We start from the raw sequence: 16,390 nt of genomic DNA, 5'->3' as shown, positions 1-16,390 counted from the left end.
AGGCTTCTTCATCAGAACACGGTGAAATACACCGTGGCCCAAGTCCACGACAATCGTTGCCTCTCTCGATACGCTTACGAGGTTAGCTGACGGATTCGGGCGTGAGAGTCGCCCTACCCATAGACCGTTATCTTGTCCATGGGATTCACCCCTGAGAGATCAAGTTCATCTCCCGACTGGTTCCCCCGTTCCTTTTCCATTCAAGGACTCAGCGAAAATTAAAAACGAGTAGCATGTTATTCTATTAGCCATTGACTAACATCCAGGTCCGGCAAAACAGCACAGCATCAGGTTCGAGCGGTGAGAGTCGCATCATCCTGCATTTCCAGCGAAGGCCCATGGTGCCCTCGCCTGAGATTCGATCCATCAAGAGCCCGGCAGCTCTCACACAGCCTTAGGTCTTCATGGAACGGCTGCCTGTATGCCTGCCGCCGATGTCCGTCAATTCATAGTTCGTATCATACGTCCGGCCTTGCAGGAAGTAAATGTGAGCAAAAACACATGTAGCGTTATGTCAAACAGGATCTGACCGGTTTCGCTCCATTATCTCTTGAATTCTTCTCTATACTATGTATTTCTCTTGTTTTCTTGCATTTATCGTAATCTATCGAGATACCGAGATTTTGCCATGATAATCGATGACACGACTGAATGTACACGTTTTCTTATACGGTTTTCATCGATTTTCGGAATGTATCCGTCCCATATGGCCATTTACTTTTAGAGTCCTCCGGCGTATGATTCATCCATCTATTCGAAACATTCGTTATACGCTGAGCTCCCGACGGATCGGGAGACGGGGGAACCAAAACCGCCAACGGAGCTTCTGTTGGTGAATGGGGTGAATCCGCAGGCCTGATGATCAGGCGTCGCGGTAGGGTGCTCTCAAGCCCGAATCCGTCAGCTAACCTCGTAGGCGCGCTTTGAGAGAGAACACCACCCGAGCCTTAAGCGAAGCGGCCGCTGTAGCAGGGCCTCTAACGATAAATAGGCCTGGAGAGCGGGGTTACTCTGCTCACCGGGCCTTTTTGCCGTGCATATAACATTCCTATAAAGGAGCGTAGATCATGACGAAATTCATTGAGGCTGCACTAGCACCCGTCATCGAAACCGCATCGCCTGCATTAAATGCAGAGCTCATCCGCCATATGGAGATCTTTCGTTTCGACCGGGGCTCGGCTGAACGCTTTATCCCCTGGAGCAATCGAGATTGGAACTGCGGGTTGTTCAAAATCAGCTGCAAAGACGCGGCCGGGTATGCCGAATATGCGCTGCCAAGCACAAGAGAATTCGCGGATCTGGTCCGCTGGGCATCCGTCTTTACGAGGCTCAAAGGTATGCCCGTGACCGAGGCCGTTCGCTATGCCCAGAAGCAGCAGTGGGGATCCGCACGAATGCAGCTCGCCGTATCGGCCCTCGCCGATCTGGAGGCCAATCTGCAACAGCACACCACCCGTAAGCGGTTAGGCAGCCTGACACTGGAGCGTTCCTTCTTGATGGAATGCTCGGAGGCGTATTATTCCTTCTAGGACAGCAGCTAGAAAGAGCTACCGTTCTCGCTTCCATTGCAATTGGTTGTTTCCCCCCGCTCACTTGAACATATTTTTGAGCACCATTATCAGGTTGGCCGGCTTCTCCGCCAGCCGCCGGGTAAAATACGGATACCACATCGTTCCGTAAGGCATATAACACCGGATGCGGTAGCCGTCCTGCGCAAGCGCAGCCTGATCGTTCATCCGCAGCCCGTACAGCATCTGAAACTCAAATTCCTGTTTGCCTATACGGCTCTGCTCGGCAAACACCTTCACCCAGTCGATGATGTTGTCATCGTGCGAAGCAATCGCGACGTAGGCTCCCTGATCAAAATGCATTTTGATCAATTTTTTATAGTTGTCCATAACCTCCCGCTTCTGCTGAAAGGCGATGGTTCCCGGCTCTTTGTACGCCCCCTTCACGAGCCGCAGATTAACACCGGCATGCATTAAATTCTTGACGTCCTCCTCCGTACGGAACAAGTAGGCCTGCATCACGGTCCCCACGTTGGTCAGCCCTTCCTTATGGAGCCGTAGCGTCATATCAATCGTCGCCTGGGTGTACGGCGAATCCTCCATATCCAGGCGAACGAAATTGCGGTGCTCTTTCGCCTTTTTCGCTACCATTTTGATGTTCTCGTACGCCTTCTCGGGGTCCAGTGCCAAGCCCATCTGCGTCGGTTTCAGCGATACGTTCGATTTCACTCCCCGCTGGGCAATCCCTTCCACGAGCTTCAAATACTCCTCCCGATACCCGGCCGCTTCATCCAGCGTCCGGATACCCTCCCCCAAATGATCCAGCGTGACGAGAATGCCCTTCTCGTTCAGCCTCTCAATTTCATCCAGCGCCTCATCCAAGGTATCGCCGGCTATGAATCGGCCCGCCAATTTCCGGCCGTACTTGATCGACAACCACTTCACGAGTTTATTGCCGGACACCGTGAGGATCACTTTACGGTAAAGCTCGGTTCCGTCCATGCGCGCGCCCCCTTTGCAAGGTAAACCAAAATGCACTCTATCTAACTCATATGCAAAAATCATGACGGCATGCAGGAAGACATACATATCTTACATAGAGCTTTTCACCAGAAGATCCTAAACACCCCACCATGACGCATTCAGCAGCTGGACCATAGACCTTAAGCTTCGAATCATATCATGTTAAGGAGGGGCCACCCATGCGAGCATCTTTTCGGAACGAACCATTTATGGACTTCAACAACGAGTGGAACAACAAGTTATACGATGCGGCGTTATCCGGGGTCGAAGCCGAGCTTGGCCAATCGTACCCCCTGGTCATCGGCGGTGCCAAAATCCATACGGAGCGCACCGCAAATTCGGTCAATCCGGCGCGCAAACGCCAAGTCATCGGCGTCGTGTCCCAGGCGGATACCGAGCTTGCCGAACAAGCCATCCAGACGGCAGCGCGTACCTTTGAGACGTGGAAGCACACCGACCCGAGCGAACGGGCACGCTATCTGTTCAAGGCAGCGGCGATCATGCGGAGGCGCAAGCTCGAGTTCTCCGCGCTCATGACTCTCGAAGCCGGCAAGACGCGTGCCGAAGCCGACGCGGATACGGCCGAGGCGATCGATTTCATGGAATTCTATGCACGCGAAATGCAGCGCCTGAGCGCTCCCCAGCCGCTGACGGTTCACGAAGAGGAAGAGAATCATCTCTATTACATCCCGCTTGGCGTCGGCATCGTCATTCCGCCGTGGAACTTCCCGCTCGCGATTATGGCCGGCATGACCACGGCGGCCATCGTTTCCGGCAACACCGTTGTACTGAAGCCGGCGAGCACCACCCCGGTCATTGCCGCCAAATTCGTGGAGCTGCTGGAAGAGGTCAGCCTGCCTCCGGGTGTCGTTAATTTCCTGCCTGGCCCGGGTCAGGAAGTGGGCGACTATTTGGTGGATCACCCATTGACCAGGTTTATCAGCTTTACGGGGTCACGCGACGTCGGACTGCGGATTCAGGAACGCGCGGCCAAGACGCAGCCGGGGCAACGATGGATCAAGCGCGTCATCGCCGAAATGGGCGGGAAAGATGCAATCATCGTGGACAACGAAGCCGACTTGGAGCTCGCGGCGGACGCTATTACCGCTTCCGCATTCGGCTTCTCCGGTCAGAAATGCTCTGCCTGCTCCAGAGCCATCGTGCACGAGGACGTCTATGATATCGTGCTGCAGAAGGTCATCGAACGCTCCAAAAAGCTGGTGATCGGAAGCCCCTCCCATGCCGAGGCTCAGGTAGGACCCGTCATTGACGATAAGGCGTACCGTAAAATTCTCGACTATATCGAAATCGGAAAAAGTGAAGGGAAGCTGGTACTGGGCGGATTCCCGGGCGATCCGGAAGGGTATTTCATACAGCCTACGATTTTTGCTGATGTGGACAGCACCGCCCGTATTTCCCAAGAGGAAATCTTTGGTCCGGTGGTGGCCTTCACGAAGGCAGCCTCCTTCGACGAAGCGATCCAATTCGCCAACAATACCGACTACGGGCTGACCGGCGCGGTGATCTCGAACAACCGCGCGCACCTGGAACAGGCGCGGCGCGACTTCCATGTCGGCAACCTGTATTTGAACCGGAAATGCACCGGCGCCTTGGTGGGCATCCACCCGTTTGGCGGCTTCAATATGTCCGGGACCGATTCCAAAGCCGGCGGGCGCGACTACCTGCTCCTGTTCACGCAGGCGAAGGCGGTGTCGGAGCGTTTCTGATTACGACATGTAAAGAAACCTCTCCATGACAATGGAGAGGTTTCTTTATGTACAGCGATTCTTTTACTAGCTTTACGCTTTAACTTTGCCCTTAATCTCCCGGACCACCTTGCCCTCGAACGATTGATTCATCCAGTACGCAAAATGGATGCCTTCCTCACCAAAGGTGCATTCCGTGGTTAAGTAGAATGGCGTCTCTGTCAGTCGGATGGTCAGCTTCAACGTCCGTTCATCCTTCCAGGTCATGGAGGCAGCATATTCATTATCCCCCATCATCATCAGCTTCGTGGTTCCCATCTTCCACGCGTTACGACCACATACAACCGAATTGACGCCGTGTTCCCCCTCAAGCTCCATTACCGCGCCGTTTTCTTCAAACCGGACGGAGAACGAACGCAGCTTCGCCTCATTCTCTTCGAGATCATAGACGATCCCGGTGACGTCCTTCTCGATCGGGGATGCTGCCCCTGCGCTTGGCGGATCCAGCTTCAGCGCTTGCAGCATTCCAGTAAGAGAAGCCTCCGCTCCGGTGTCAGTCGGCAGCGCATCAGGCCTCATCGAAGGTTGCAGATGCTCCCATGCTTCATCTAGCACAGCCTGCATGTCCCCAAGGCCGGAGGTAATCGCTATAACCGCATCCTGCTCCGGCAGCACGACGCAGAATTGCCCAAATGCGCCGTCGCCGCGGTAAGCCCCGTGTCGGCACATCCAGAATTGATAGCCGTACCCTTCGGTCCAATCCGAAGAGGAGTCCGCAGGTCCGTTGGATATCTGTTTGGAGGTCGCCTCCTCGATCCACGCCTCAGGGATCAGCCGCTGGCCTTCCCATACGCCCTTCTGAAGATAAAGCTGGCCGAACTTGGCAATGTCCTCGGTCTTCAGCTTAAGTCCCCAACCGCCGGTGTTGATTCCCTGCGGACAGCTTTCCCATGTGGCTCCATGAATGCCTAGCGGTTCGAACAGGCGAGGCTGCAAATAATCCAGCAGCGTGATGCCGGTAACCTTCTGCAGAATGGCCGAAAGCATGTACGTCGCTGCGCTGTTATATACAAAGTGAGTACCGGGCTCATGCTCTACCGCTTGTTTAAGAAAGTCAGCCGCCCAAATCTCGGACGGCATGGCAGGCTCCTGCGCGTGTCCGGTCCCCATGATGAGCAAGTCGCGTATCGTCATCGCGGACAGATTCGGCGAGGGATCTTCAGGAGCGTATTCCGGAAAGAAGCCGATCACCCGGTCCTCCAGCGCAATCTGTCCCTCTTGGGCGAGCAGTCCGATCGCCGTAGAAGTAAAGCTCTTGCTTAACGAGAACAGCATATGCGGTTTGTCCGCCTGATACGGCTTCCACCAGCCTTCCGCCACGACATGTCCATGCCGTACCAGCATGAAGCTGTGGAGTTCAAGCTCCTTTGACTGAATCGATCGGATAAAGCGTTCGATTGACTGAGATGAGATTCCTTGATTTTCGGGGGTGCTTCTTGGCAATAATTGAACCGTTTTCATGTTCATCTTCCTTTCGCCTCTCCCTGTATCAATAAAATAATTTCATTATGACCCTTCCATTATACACCAGGTAATGGCACCGCTTCATCATAACGTATGGCACGAAAACCAAGCCGCTCACTAATCTCATTCAAGTCCTCCCGTGCAAGAAAAGAAGCCTCCTGATCGCGTCCGCGCGCCAGCTCCTCCCCATCCACTCGAGCATTGCCGCACTGCACCATTTCCTCCGAATACAATGCCGGATGGGACAGGAAGAAATACTGGTCATCCGTTAAGCTGCCAAGCACCCTTTCAAACGACTCAACCCCGTCCGGCACGCCGCCCCGGAAAAAATTGTAGTAATGGCGATGGTTGATTAGCCCCTTCGCTTCAATCCAGCGGTCCAGCTCTTCCTGCAGCCCGGGTATGAAGCGCTCCGGCAGCATATGAGAATCGGCATAAGAAATGCTGAAGCCTGCTGCGGTCAGTTTATCAAGCTGGGCTTCGCATTCCAAGAGGATCTCCTGCAGCAAAGGCGGATGATCCTGAAACAGGAACGGATCCTGATAGAAATAACCGGCCTCATCGACAAGCGAAGGAACCTGTTCCTTCGCGGCAACAGGTCCCCAGCGTACGTTATCCCACTCCGCGTTCAGCGTCATATGGAAGCCGAAACAGATGTCCTTGCGATGCGCCAACAGCTGCGCGGCCTCGGCAAGATAAGGACCGGGCGCCATGATGGACACGTTTTTAATGAATCCGGCCTCAACAGTCCGGGCAATCGCAGCATTGGCTGAACGGCTGGAAGCATAATCGTCGGCCCTCGTAATGATCCGCCTCATTTTACCGCACCTGCCGCAATCCCCTTGATGATGTATTTCTGAGCGAAAATATAGAAAATGACAACCGGGATGATCGTCAGCGTCAAACCGGCCATCGCCTGGTTCCACACAATCGTGAACTCCCCGAAGAAGTAAAAGGTCGACAGCGGAATTGTCCGCAGCCCTTTATCCGACAGCGTCAGCGATGGAAGCAGGTAGTCGTTCCACAGCGCAATGACGTTCAGGATCGCGATGGTCACGCTGATGTTCTTCAGCAGCGGGAACACGATTCGCCAGAACACGCCCAGTTTGGAGCAGCCGTCCAGCGTAGCTGCCTCCTCCAGCGCAACCGGTACGGATTTGATGAACCCGTGGTACAGGAAGACCGCCATACTGGACGTAAAGCCGACGTTCATATAAATCAAGCCCTCATGGGTGTTGAGCATCGGGATGTGCAGATTGGTGCGAATCCAGTCCATCACCTGCATCAGCGGCATCATCAGCGTCTGGAAAGGAATCAGCATGGTCGCCACGAAGGTGAAGAAAATAACTTTGCTCAGCTTATTATCCGTCCGCACCAGCATCCATGCCGTCATGGAGGCGAGCACGATGACGATAATCACCGAGATGACGGTGACATACAGCGAGTTGCCCAGAGCGGTGAAGAAATTCATCTTCTCCATCGCGGATTTATAATACTCAAAGCTGAAGGAGGAAGGCAATGCGAGTGCATTCTCATACAGCTCCGCACGATCCTTAAAAGAGTTAATCAGCATGATGAAGACCGGAGACAAGAAGACCAGCGAGGCGAGGAACAGCAGAATGTCGAGCAGCCATTTCCCTGATTTCTTCATTACATCTGCACCTCTCTTCTCTTCGTGATGATAACTTGCGTCAGCGTAAGTCCGGCCACAATCAGGAAGAAGATGATCGCTTTTGCCTGACCTAAACCATAATTACCGTAAGCAAAAATCTCGTTGAAAATATTCATCGCAAACATCTCCGTCGCATTGCTCGGTCCGCCCTTGGTCAACGACAGGTTCACGTCATAGATTTTGAACGCCCCGGACAGCGTCAGGAACAGACAGATCGTGAACGAAGGCATTAACAGCGGGAACACGATGCTCTTGAGTCGCTGCCACAGGTTGGCGCCGTCGACCTTGGCTGCCTCCATCAATTCATCCGGAATCCCCTGGATGCCCGCGATGTAGATGATCATCGTATAACCCGCCAGCTGCCAGGTGAATACGGCGACGATGGCATACAGCGCAAACTGTGGATGCAGCAGCCAGTTAAAGAACACGCTGTCAAATCCGGTCTTCTCGCCCAGGAAGCTGAAGGCATCCGTAAAAATAAACTGCCAGATGTAGCCCAGAATCAGGCCGCCGATGAGGTTCGGCATAAAGAACATCGTTCGCGCCGCATTTCTAGAGCGGAGCTTCGTCGTCACCAACAGGGCAAAGGCCAGGCCCAGAATGTTGACGCATACCAGCGCGAGCAGCGTGAATTGAACCGTATGCCAAGCCGATGACAGGAATCGTTCGTCCTGGAACAGCTGAACGTAATTATCAAATCCTACGAATACTTTGGGATTTGCCGGAATGCCATCCCAATTTACGAAAGAGTACACAATCCCGATAATAAACGGGATGAGAACCACGGTCGTGAAAATAAACAGAAGCGGCACCGTAAACAGGGCAAACCAGGCTTTATCCTTTCTTTTGCTCATAATCCATACCTTCTTTCCGTTCCGGATGATTCCCGCAAGGCGGCATCAAACCTTGAATTCGTGTTAGAAAAAACAAAAGCCTAACGCTCATCATCGGAACGTCTGAGGCTAGGCTTTCATTTTCATGGAATTGTTATTTCAGGTGGTTATCGCTTTGCCTCGATTATTTCGATGCTTTCGCCCACACTTCATCCAGCTTCTGCAGGAACTGCTCTCCTGTCATGCCCGGATTCATGAAGTACTCCTGCGTAGCCGGAGCCAAATCGTTGGTGATGATACCTGATGGGAAGTAGTTCAGCGCCCAAGTGATCGTCTCACCCTTCGTGGTTGCTTCGTGCACCGCTTGAGACAACGGATCCAGATCGCCTGCTTCAATATTCGTTAAAGCCGGGATGAATTTGAAATCGTCCACGATGGCTTTCTTGCCTGTCTCGCTCGTGAAGAGCCAGTTCAGGAAAGCGTTTGCGGCTTTGACTTCCTCAGCGTCCGCCTGATTGTTTACGACCCAGTAGCTGGCTACGCCGACGGCGATTTTATCGTTGCCGGCTAGCGGGAACGGCATCATGCCCACTTTGGAGCCGAAATCGCCGAAGTCCGCAAGCATGGAATAACTCCAGTTGCCCTGATGAACCATAGCCGTTTTTTCCGTAGCAAAGTCGCCCATTTGGCTATCGTATTTCACTTCCAGCGGATTCTTGGTGTTGGCCTTGATTACGTCCATGAATTTCGCCCACTCTTGGAACTCTTTCGTATCGGCCATCTTCACTTCGCCCTTGTTCAGCTGGTCGATAAAGGCCAGCGGATCGGATTGAAGCGCAAACGGCGTGTTGATGATATGTCCGATCAGGAAGTATGCCTCTTGGGACAGGCTTAAACCATTCTTGCCGTCAGCCTTCAGCTGCTCCAGCGTCTTGGTGAAGGAATCGAGGTCTTTCATGTTTGCCGGATCTACCATATCCTTGTTGTATACGAGGCCAAAACCCTCTACGCCGTACGGAACGCCGACGGTTTTATCGTCAACCTTCAATTCCATGTCGGGCGCAATGTTCTTCACATATTCTTCGCCGCTCAAATCGGAGAAATAGGATTTCAGCTTCTCGGACTCGGGCCCTGGAGCCACGCTGAATATCGTCGGTCCCTGGTTGCTGCTGAGCTTCGCTACCAGCTGCTGCGAATAAGCGTCTCCTGCGGCACCCCATACTTCAACCTCATTGCCGGTTTCTTCTTTATAGGTTTTAACCAAAGCTTCAAGAGGTTCTGTAATTTCAACTTTCGATTGGAAGAGCGTAATTTTCTTCAGCTTATCTCCCCCATCACCACCGGATGCTGCTCCAGAATCTTTGTCAGATGTACCACCGCAGGCTGCGAGTGTCGCAACCAAAGCCGTTGCTGTAAGTATGCTAAATACCTTTTTTACTTTTTTCAATTGACACGCCTCCCCCTTAAGGACTCTATAAAGTAAAACGTTTACAAACCCATCATAGGGCGGTTTACCTAGAATGTCAATAAAAATTGTACGCGTTTTCATAAAAATACTAAGTAAAAAAAACTAGTAAAATTATTGATATTTTACTAGTTACAATCATAAAGTTTATCTCACCGTTTTTCTCCACTGGATGGTGGCATTCAGCTTAAAGGGCTCCCTGCCCGTTGTGCCCTTGATCATCTCGAGCAGCTCCTTCGCCGCCAAATAACCGCTTTCATAACGCGGGATCGCAATCGTGGTCAAACCAGCCATCGCCGCCGCATCCGAGTTATCGAATCCGGTGATCGAGATATCCTCCGGGACCCGTATTCCGTTCTCTTCCAAAGCTTTGATCGCGCCGAGAGCCATATTGTCATTCGCACAGACCAGCACTTCAGGCAAGGCATTGCTCAGGATCAGAATTTTGGCGGCCTGATATCCGCTTTCCTCGCTGTAATCGCCATGGAAGTAATTGCGACGGTCAAACACGATGCCATTCTTCGCAAGCGTATCCATAAATCCGGCGAACCGCTCCTTGTGATCCAGGGTAAACTCCAAGCCGCCGATGTATCCGAAATTCGTAAACTGTTTATCCACCAAGGCCTGGACCATTTCACACATGACCGGGTAATTGTCCACGATCACGCTTTTGGTGTTGGCGTACTCGTTATCGATAATCCGATCCATGAGAACGACAGGGAATTGCGGCGTGGCTACCGAGACTAAATATTCGTCCGTCATATTCCGATCCAAACTTATGGTACCGCTTGCAAATTTGCTGCGCATAAAATTGGTGCTGGATTTATTCGTACAGATGATAAGGTCGTATCCATTCTCCGTCAGGCAATGGCTGATCCCCTTAATGATCTTTAAATAATAATCGCGATCAAAGTCGCTGAAGACGAATATAATCGTGTTGCTTTTATCGGATTTGGTTGACTTATGCGGAAAATAGCCGTGCTCCGAGCATAATCTCAGCACCCGCTCCCTTGTCTCCCGCCCCACGTTCTTGCGCCCGTTCAGCACGTTGGACACCGTAGACACCGAGACATCCGCGAGCTTTGCAATTTCCTTCAAACCACTCATGAATCCTATCCCCTCTCCAAAGGCGTTAGTAAATTTAATATAACATGGATTTATTTTTAATAAAATTTACTTATTTTGCTTGGGCGATATTTTCCTTGCATTATCATCCTTATCATTGCTTTTCATGATACACTGCTCAGACCAGAAGCCCTTTGTTCGTCACAGCAAAAAGCAGGCCACGCGAATCCATCGCCGTGACCTGCTAAATCCGAAATTCATTAGATTTTTTGCCCTTTATACCGTACCGTGCTGCTCCCTGATCGTGAATGGATCTCTTGTTCGTCCACTCGTCCAGGCCGATTCACCAGATAAATGCCAAGCCCAATACACACGGTGCCAGCCAAGGTGTACCAATGAAGCTGCTCGCCTAGTATAAGCCATCCGGATAATACACCAAACACGGGAATGAGGAACAGATACACGTTAGCTTTATTGGGATCGCTATTACGCAGCACATAATACCACGTGACGAACTGGGCAATCGAGCTCATCAGGATCATCCAGCCCAGAACAAAGATCTCCTTGACGATCTGAGACGAATCCCATACAAAATGCGGCTGCTCCAGCAGCGGACTTGCGAGGAGCAGAAGGATGCCTCCGATCAGCATCTGATAGGCAGCCATGACCCAAGCGTCAAACTCCTTGCCCCAACGGGAGCTTAACAGCGTCGCCATGCCCCAGGCCATCCCCGCACCCAGCGCAAACCAGAATCCGCTCTGCATCTGCATCTCCAAGCCTTGCGTAATGAACACGCCGATAAACCCGATGATCACGCCCGCCCACTGAAGAAGGCGATACCTTATACCGAAAATCAGGAAGCTGAACACGATGAACCAGATCGGGTTGCTGGAGGACAAAACCGAGGAGCTGCCGGAGGAAATGGTCTGCATACTCAGGTAGATGCCACTCATCACGAGTCCTGATTGAAAGAGACCGATCGTTGCCAGCTTCAGCCAGGCAGCGCTGCTCCTGGGATGAGGCCGTCTTACAATGAATGGCAGCATCAGAAGGCCCGCGCCCACGAACCGGATCGCCAGCAGCACGAATGGGGAACCGAAGGACAGCGCAATTTTGCCGATCGGGAAGTTAAGTCCCGCGACCAGCATCGTAAATATCGTCAGAAACAGCATACGCGGTTTGCTCATGCCATAAATTCCCCTCTCCTTGACCAAGTGTATCCTCAGTTTATTCCGACCTTCATATCATGTAAAATAATTAAATAAGATCCGAGCCATCACTGTGAATGATGGATATAAAGGAAGCTGCTAAGGTGGAGAGTGGAGATCTGAAGATATTCCAGGCTGTTGCCCGCGAGGGAAACATAACCAAGGCTGCCGCAAGCCTAGGTTATGTGCAATCGAACGTGACCGCTAGAATCCGGCAGCTTGAATCCGAGCTGAACACGCCCCTGTTCTATCGGCTCAGTCGCGGCGTCGCCTTAACTTCGGCCGGCAGTAATCTGCTCAAATATGCCGATCAGATTACGCGTTTGCTTGACGAAGCCGTGAAATCGACGCAATTCTCGGAAGAACCGTCGGGAGCGCTGCGGATCGGCTCATCGGAAACCACAGCCGCCGTACATCTTCCCGGGATCATGCTGGATTATCATAGACGGTACCCTAATGTGAAACTGTCATTGATTACAGGCCACAGGGCTGACCTGGTCCGAGCCCTGAACGAATATGAACTGGACGGGGCGTTTATCAGCGGACCTCTGGATTACCCGGACTTTGACGAAATCCGGGCCTTTGACGAGGAGCTTGTCCTCATCTCGGAACCGACGGAGGCTGCGCTTCGCGATTTGCTCACCAAACCGCTGCTGTTCTTTGGCAAGGGCTGCTACCACCGTAAACGTTTGGAGCAATGGCTTCATGAAGAGAACGTGGGTCCCATGAATATTATGGAGTTTGGCACGCTGGAAGCCATCATGGGCGGTGTTGCCGCCGGGCTGGGTATCTCGCTGCTAACGCGTTCTTCCGTTAAGGACTGGGTCGATGCCGGGAAATTGCAGGCCTTCCAAATCCCCAAGCGTTACCGCAGCTCCAAGGTCCATTTTGTATTCCGGCGCGACCTGTTTCGCACCAGCGCCTTTAATCATTTTATTGAGCCGTTTGAGAAGACCGAATAAATACTTCGACCGGAACGGGGAAAAACCGTGGCCCTAAGGGTCACGGTTTCTTAACGAGCCAAATACACTTATCTCGGTATTTGATCTGCCGAAGGCTGCAGAAAACCCGACACCTCGGAAGCCAGCACTTCCGGCGCCATCACGACGGCAGAATGGTCCTGACCAGACAGCATCCGATGCTCGCACTGAGGGAGCAAGTCAACCAATGCGCTCGCGGCCCCATGGAACATAGGTCCGCTGTTCTCGCCCGTCATCACCATGACCGGGACGTCGACATCCCAGCGAGCCGTTGGCAGCGGTTGACCGGATTGCGTGCTCCCCATGATCATGCCGCTGCAGCAGCTACAAGGATAACAGCCGGACCAGCCCCTTTCTTTTCATAAAAAATTCGGGTACCGTCATTCGACATCACGGAGTTCATGATCATCTCTCCTTTTATTGTCCTTTTATGTACAAACTTATTTCGTCCTCGAACCGTTCCAGCGTATCCGTGTATCCTTCCACCATTCCCATGACTTCCGCAGCTTCCAGTTCCTTCGCACTTGCAAAATGGGTTATGATGCTTAGCCTCGTTCCGTCTCCGTCCTCTTCAAACGCAACCGAGGTCAACATATCGCTGCCTGCTACGGAATTCCAGTTCTGATCCGTGAATGTGTCTGTAAATACGAGCCTCGATAACTCCACCACTTCGGAGTAGGTCGCCTTGCAAAAGGCTTCTTCCCCTTCTCCCACCGCATCGGGAGCCAGTTTGTAGCGCCATACGCCGCCCGGTCTGACATCCATCTCGTATACCGTGGCACTCCAATTCTTTGGCCCCCACCATCGTTCGATGTGTTCCGGCTTCGTCCATCCCTGCCAGGACAGCTTCAGTGGTATTGATACGACACGCTCCACGATCAGCTTTCGCTGCTCCCGGTCTTTCGTGACAATGGTCTTTCTACCCATATGAATTCCTCCTCTCTGTGAAATCGGCTCTGCGCGCAGAGCCGTAATTTCCTGTGGATCTACTAAAAATTGATTAACTCTCCTTTCCGTTGAAGTCGCTCATATAGTCCTCGAACTTGTCGAGTCTTTCTTCCCATAGTCGACTGAACGAATCGAACCAGACGTCCAGATCCTGAAACGGCTGGGCTTCAAGACTATAGATGCGCTGCTGTGCCTTCTTACGGACTTTCACCAGCCCGGCCTCGCTCAGTATCCGAAGATGGCGGGATACTTGGGGCTGGCCGATGCCCAGAATCTCTACGATGTCGCTGACCGATCTCGAGCCTTGCTTTAAGAGCTCAACGATGTTGAAGCGGTTCGGCTCTGAGATCGTAAACAGGGTTAATTGCATAGCTGATGTATTCATGATTTGAATATATACTTAAGCGTATATACATGTCAATGAATGTGTTAAATTTTTTTACATCATTTTTTGACATCGAAAAACATGGCAACCGTTCACTCGGCATGCTGCAGGGTCTATCCAGATACCAATCGAGCACGCTAATGATCCAGTGGCAAGGCCCTGCTCACCTGTCCAGGGGCTCTAAAAACATTAAAAAAGAGGCCCGGTATAGCGGCCTCTTTGCTATAAACTACTCTATAAATTACGATCATTCGAAGCTATAAAGCTTTCAGACATCCTTATGGCTGAATGGAGACCTGATGCAGCTGCATGATGCCGTTCGGATGCCGCCAGAAGCCCTCCACCTTGCTGCTGACTCCGTTTAAATACTCCTGATGATGGATATACAGCATCGGCGCTAACTCAACCAGTTTCTCCTGCGCCTGTTTATAGATGAGCTTGCGCTGCTCCGGATCATTCTCTTTACGCCCGTCATCCAGCAGTTTATCCAGTTCCGGATCCTTCGTAAAGGTACGGTTGCCCGGCTCCCCTACATTTTTGGAATGGAACAATTCATACATGCCATAGTCGGCATCAGCCGTTACCGTGGACCATCCGAGAACAAACATATCATGCTTGCCTTCTGCGGTTTGGGCCAGATATGCTCCCCACTCCACCACTTCGATTTTGACTTCGACGTTCAATTCCTTCAGCTTGGATTGTACGTACTCGGCGATCTTAATCCGTTCCGGATTGTCATTGGTCCAGATGGTCGTCGAGAAGCCACCCTCGTAGCCGGCCTCTTTCATTAGCTCTTTCGCTTTGTCGATGTTATGTTCAATCGGCTTGACGGTAGCATCATAACCGTTCACGTCCGGTGCCAGCGGACCGACGGCAGGGATGCCCGTGCCTTCGTAAATGCCCGAGATGATCTCATCCTTATTGATGGCCATCGATAGGGCTTGCCGCACCCGCACATCGTTGAACGGCTCTTTATTATTGTTAAACCCGATATAAGACAGACTCAGCGATGCCTGACGGTTCAGGGACATGCCGTCCGTGCTCTCAATGCGGCTGATGCTGCTCGGCGACACCGGATCGATAATATGCGCATAACCGGTTTCCAGCTCCGCGATCCGCGTTCCCTCTTCGCTTACGACCTTGAACGTGACCCGTTCAACCTTCGCTTTATCTCCCCAATAATCGGCATTCGCAACCAGCTTCACTTCCTGTCCCGGGTTCCAGCTCTCTAATTTGAATACGCCCGTGCCTACAGGGTTCTGCGCCAGATACGCGCCTGCTTTCTCTCCTGCCTTCAGCTTCTCGTAATCCAGCTTGATGGCTTCCGCACTAATCATGCTCACCGCAGAATGGGCCAGATGGGCAAGCAGCGGCGAGAAGGCATACTCGGTCACGAGCTGCACCGTGTATTCGTCAACCACTTTAACCTCTTTAATCATGCCGACAAGCGATGCGCGGGGAGAAGCAACCTCCGGATCCTGCATCCGATCAATGTTGGCTTTGACTACCTCTGCATTGAACGGTGAGCCGTCCGTAAACTTCACGCCTTGTCTCAGCTTGAACTCCCAGGTCAATTCATCGATTGCTTTCCAGCTCTCGGCAAGCCCCGGTTGAATATTCAGATCCTTATCATGAATCACCAGCGTGTTATAGATATGCGTTGTCATTACGCTCGTTTGCTGGTCCGTCGACATATGAGGGTCCATGGATGGCGGATCAGAAAGCCAGGCAATCACAAGCTCATTCGCACCGGTATTGGCCGTTCCTTCGGGAGGATCTTTGGCCCCCGGCTCAGGAGCTGGCGTATTGGTGCCGCTTGGCGGCGTTTCGGGGTTACTGCTCTTGCTTGGACTGCCGCACGCCGACATCATTACGGTAAGTATGAACAGGATGCAGACAAGCCATTTGAATCTTCTATTACCTGTCATGTGAAACAAACTCCCCCTTCGCAATCAAAATAGGAAAATATTTCATGCACAGTTAACATATATTTTACTATTTGATATTTATACCAGTAGAAGCCAGATTTACCTCACGTTTCTACGACACCAATTCTGACATCCATACTTGGAG

15 protein-coding genes and 2 riboswitches are annotated in these 16,390 nt (G+C 52.0%); of the genes, 3 read left to right on the top strand and 12 right to left on the bottom strand.

Going from position 1 to position 16,390, the window contains the following annotated elements; genetic code table 11:
• Positions 1–55 precede the first annotated feature (55 nt).
• Positions 56–224, bottom strand: a riboswitch (cyclic di-AMP (ydaO/yuaA leader).
• Between the two features lie 537 nt (positions 225–761).
• Positions 762–935: riboswitch (cyclic di-AMP (ydaO/yuaA leader) on the top strand.
• A 132-nt stretch (positions 936–1,067) separates the two neighbouring features.
• Complete coding sequence (locus AC0VZ8_RS02355; RefSeq protein WP_475485932.1) at positions 1,068–1,529, top strand: hypothetical protein; 462 nt, start codon at positions 1,068–1,070, stop codon at positions 1,527–1,529.
• A gap of 60 nt (positions 1,530–1,589) precedes the next feature.
• Here AC0VZ8_RS02355 and AC0VZ8_RS02350 read toward each other — a convergent pair whose 3' ends face one another.
• A complete protein-coding gene (locus AC0VZ8_RS02350; RefSeq protein WP_475485931.1) occupies positions 1,590–2,510 on the bottom strand; it encodes a proline dehydrogenase family protein in 921 nt (306 codons plus the stop codon).
• A gap of 200 nt (positions 2,511–2,710) precedes the next feature.
• On the opposite strand from AC0VZ8_RS02350, the gene pruA reads away from it, so the two are divergent.
• Entirely contained in the window at positions 2,711–4,258 is a 1,548-nt protein-coding gene (gene pruA / locus AC0VZ8_RS02345; RefSeq protein ID WP_475485930.1) for an L-glutamate gamma-semialdehyde dehydrogenase, read from the top strand.
• Between the two features lie 72 nt (positions 4,259–4,330).
• On the opposite strand, the gene AC0VZ8_RS02340 is transcribed toward pruA, so the two are convergent.
• The 7 genes from AC0VZ8_RS02340 to AC0VZ8_RS02310 all read right to left on the bottom strand — a co-directional run bounded on the left by AC0VZ8_RS02340 (position 4,331) and on the right by AC0VZ8_RS02310 (position 11,983).
• Positions 4,331–5,758 (bottom strand): serine hydrolase domain-containing protein, encoded by a 1,428-nt coding sequence (locus tag AC0VZ8_RS02340; RefSeq protein ID WP_475485929.1) that lies wholly within the window; start codon positions 5,756–5,758, stop codon positions 4,331–4,333.
• Positions 5,759–5,817: 59 nt separating this feature from the next.
• A complete protein-coding gene (locus AC0VZ8_RS02335) occupies positions 5,818–6,579 on the bottom strand; it encodes a polysaccharide deacetylase family protein (protein WP_475485928.1) in 762 nt (253 codons plus the stop codon).
• Positions 6,576–7,412: a carbohydrate ABC transporter permease gene (locus tag AC0VZ8_RS02330; RefSeq protein ID WP_071219134.1), complete on the bottom strand. Its 837-nt coding sequence runs from the start codon at positions 7,410–7,412 to the stop codon at positions 6,576–6,578. The genes AC0VZ8_RS02335 and AC0VZ8_RS02330 overlap by 4 nt, the downstream gene beginning before the upstream one ends.
• The gene (locus AC0VZ8_RS02325) at positions 7,412–8,287 is read right to left on the bottom strand and encodes a carbohydrate ABC transporter permease (protein WP_071219135.1); all 876 of its coding nucleotides are present in this window, start codon (positions 8,285–8,287) and stop codon (positions 7,412–7,414) included. Before AC0VZ8_RS02325 ends, AC0VZ8_RS02330 begins: the two co-directional genes overlap by 1 nt.
• A gap of 163 nt (positions 8,288–8,450) precedes the next feature.
• Positions 8,451–9,713 (bottom strand): ABC transporter substrate-binding protein, encoded by a 1,263-nt coding sequence (locus AC0VZ8_RS02320; RefSeq protein ID WP_475485927.1) that lies wholly within the window; start codon positions 9,711–9,713, stop codon positions 8,451–8,453.
• 165 nt (positions 9,714–9,878) lie between these two features.
• A complete protein-coding gene (locus AC0VZ8_RS02315) occupies positions 9,879–10,838 on the bottom strand; it encodes a LacI family DNA-binding transcriptional regulator (RefSeq protein WP_071219137.1) in 960 nt (319 codons plus the stop codon).
• Positions 10,839–11,056: 218 nt separating this feature from the next.
• A complete protein-coding gene (locus AC0VZ8_RS02310; RefSeq protein ID WP_475485926.1) occupies positions 11,057–11,983 on the bottom strand; it encodes a DMT family transporter in 927 nt (308 codons plus the stop codon).
• A 125-nt stretch (positions 11,984–12,108) separates the two neighbouring features.
• Between AC0VZ8_RS02310 and AC0VZ8_RS02305 the strand changes: the two genes are divergently transcribed.
• Positions 12,109–12,966: a LysR family transcriptional regulator gene (locus AC0VZ8_RS02305; protein ID WP_071219138.1), complete on the top strand. Its 858-nt coding sequence runs from the start codon at positions 12,109–12,111 to the stop codon at positions 12,964–12,966.
• Positions 12,967–13,034: 68 nt separating this feature from the next.
• Here AC0VZ8_RS02305 and AC0VZ8_RS02300 read toward each other — a convergent pair whose 3' ends face one another.
• From AC0VZ8_RS02300 to AC0VZ8_RS02285, 4 genes are all read right to left on the bottom strand, one after another.
• A complete protein-coding gene (locus AC0VZ8_RS02300; protein WP_475485925.1) occupies positions 13,035–13,289 on the bottom strand; it encodes an alpha/beta fold hydrolase in 255 nt (84 codons plus the stop codon).
• 112 nt (positions 13,290–13,401) lie between these two features.
• Positions 13,402–13,911, bottom strand: coding sequence for an SRPBCC family protein (locus AC0VZ8_RS02295; protein ID WP_071219140.1), 510 nt, complete (start codon positions 13,909–13,911; stop codon positions 13,402–13,404).
• A 73-nt stretch (positions 13,912–13,984) separates the two neighbouring features.
• Positions 13,985–14,317, bottom strand: a complete 333-nt coding sequence (locus AC0VZ8_RS02290; RefSeq protein ID WP_071219141.1) for an ArsR/SmtB family transcription factor — start codon at positions 14,315–14,317, stop codon at positions 13,985–13,987.
• A 278-nt stretch (positions 14,318–14,595) separates the two neighbouring features.
• Positions 14,596–16,245 carry a glutathione ABC transporter substrate-binding protein gene (locus tag AC0VZ8_RS02285; protein WP_071219142.1) on the bottom strand — a complete coding sequence of 550 codons (1,650 nt, stop codon included), beginning with the start codon at positions 16,243–16,245 and terminating at the stop codon, positions 14,596–14,598.
• Positions 16,246–16,390: the final 145 nt, after the last annotated feature.

Source organism: Paenibacillus sp. QJM3NY_38, from assembly GCF_056173265.1.
Note: the sequence above shows the minus strand (reverse complement) of the source record. Positions and strands in the feature narration are given on the sequence as shown.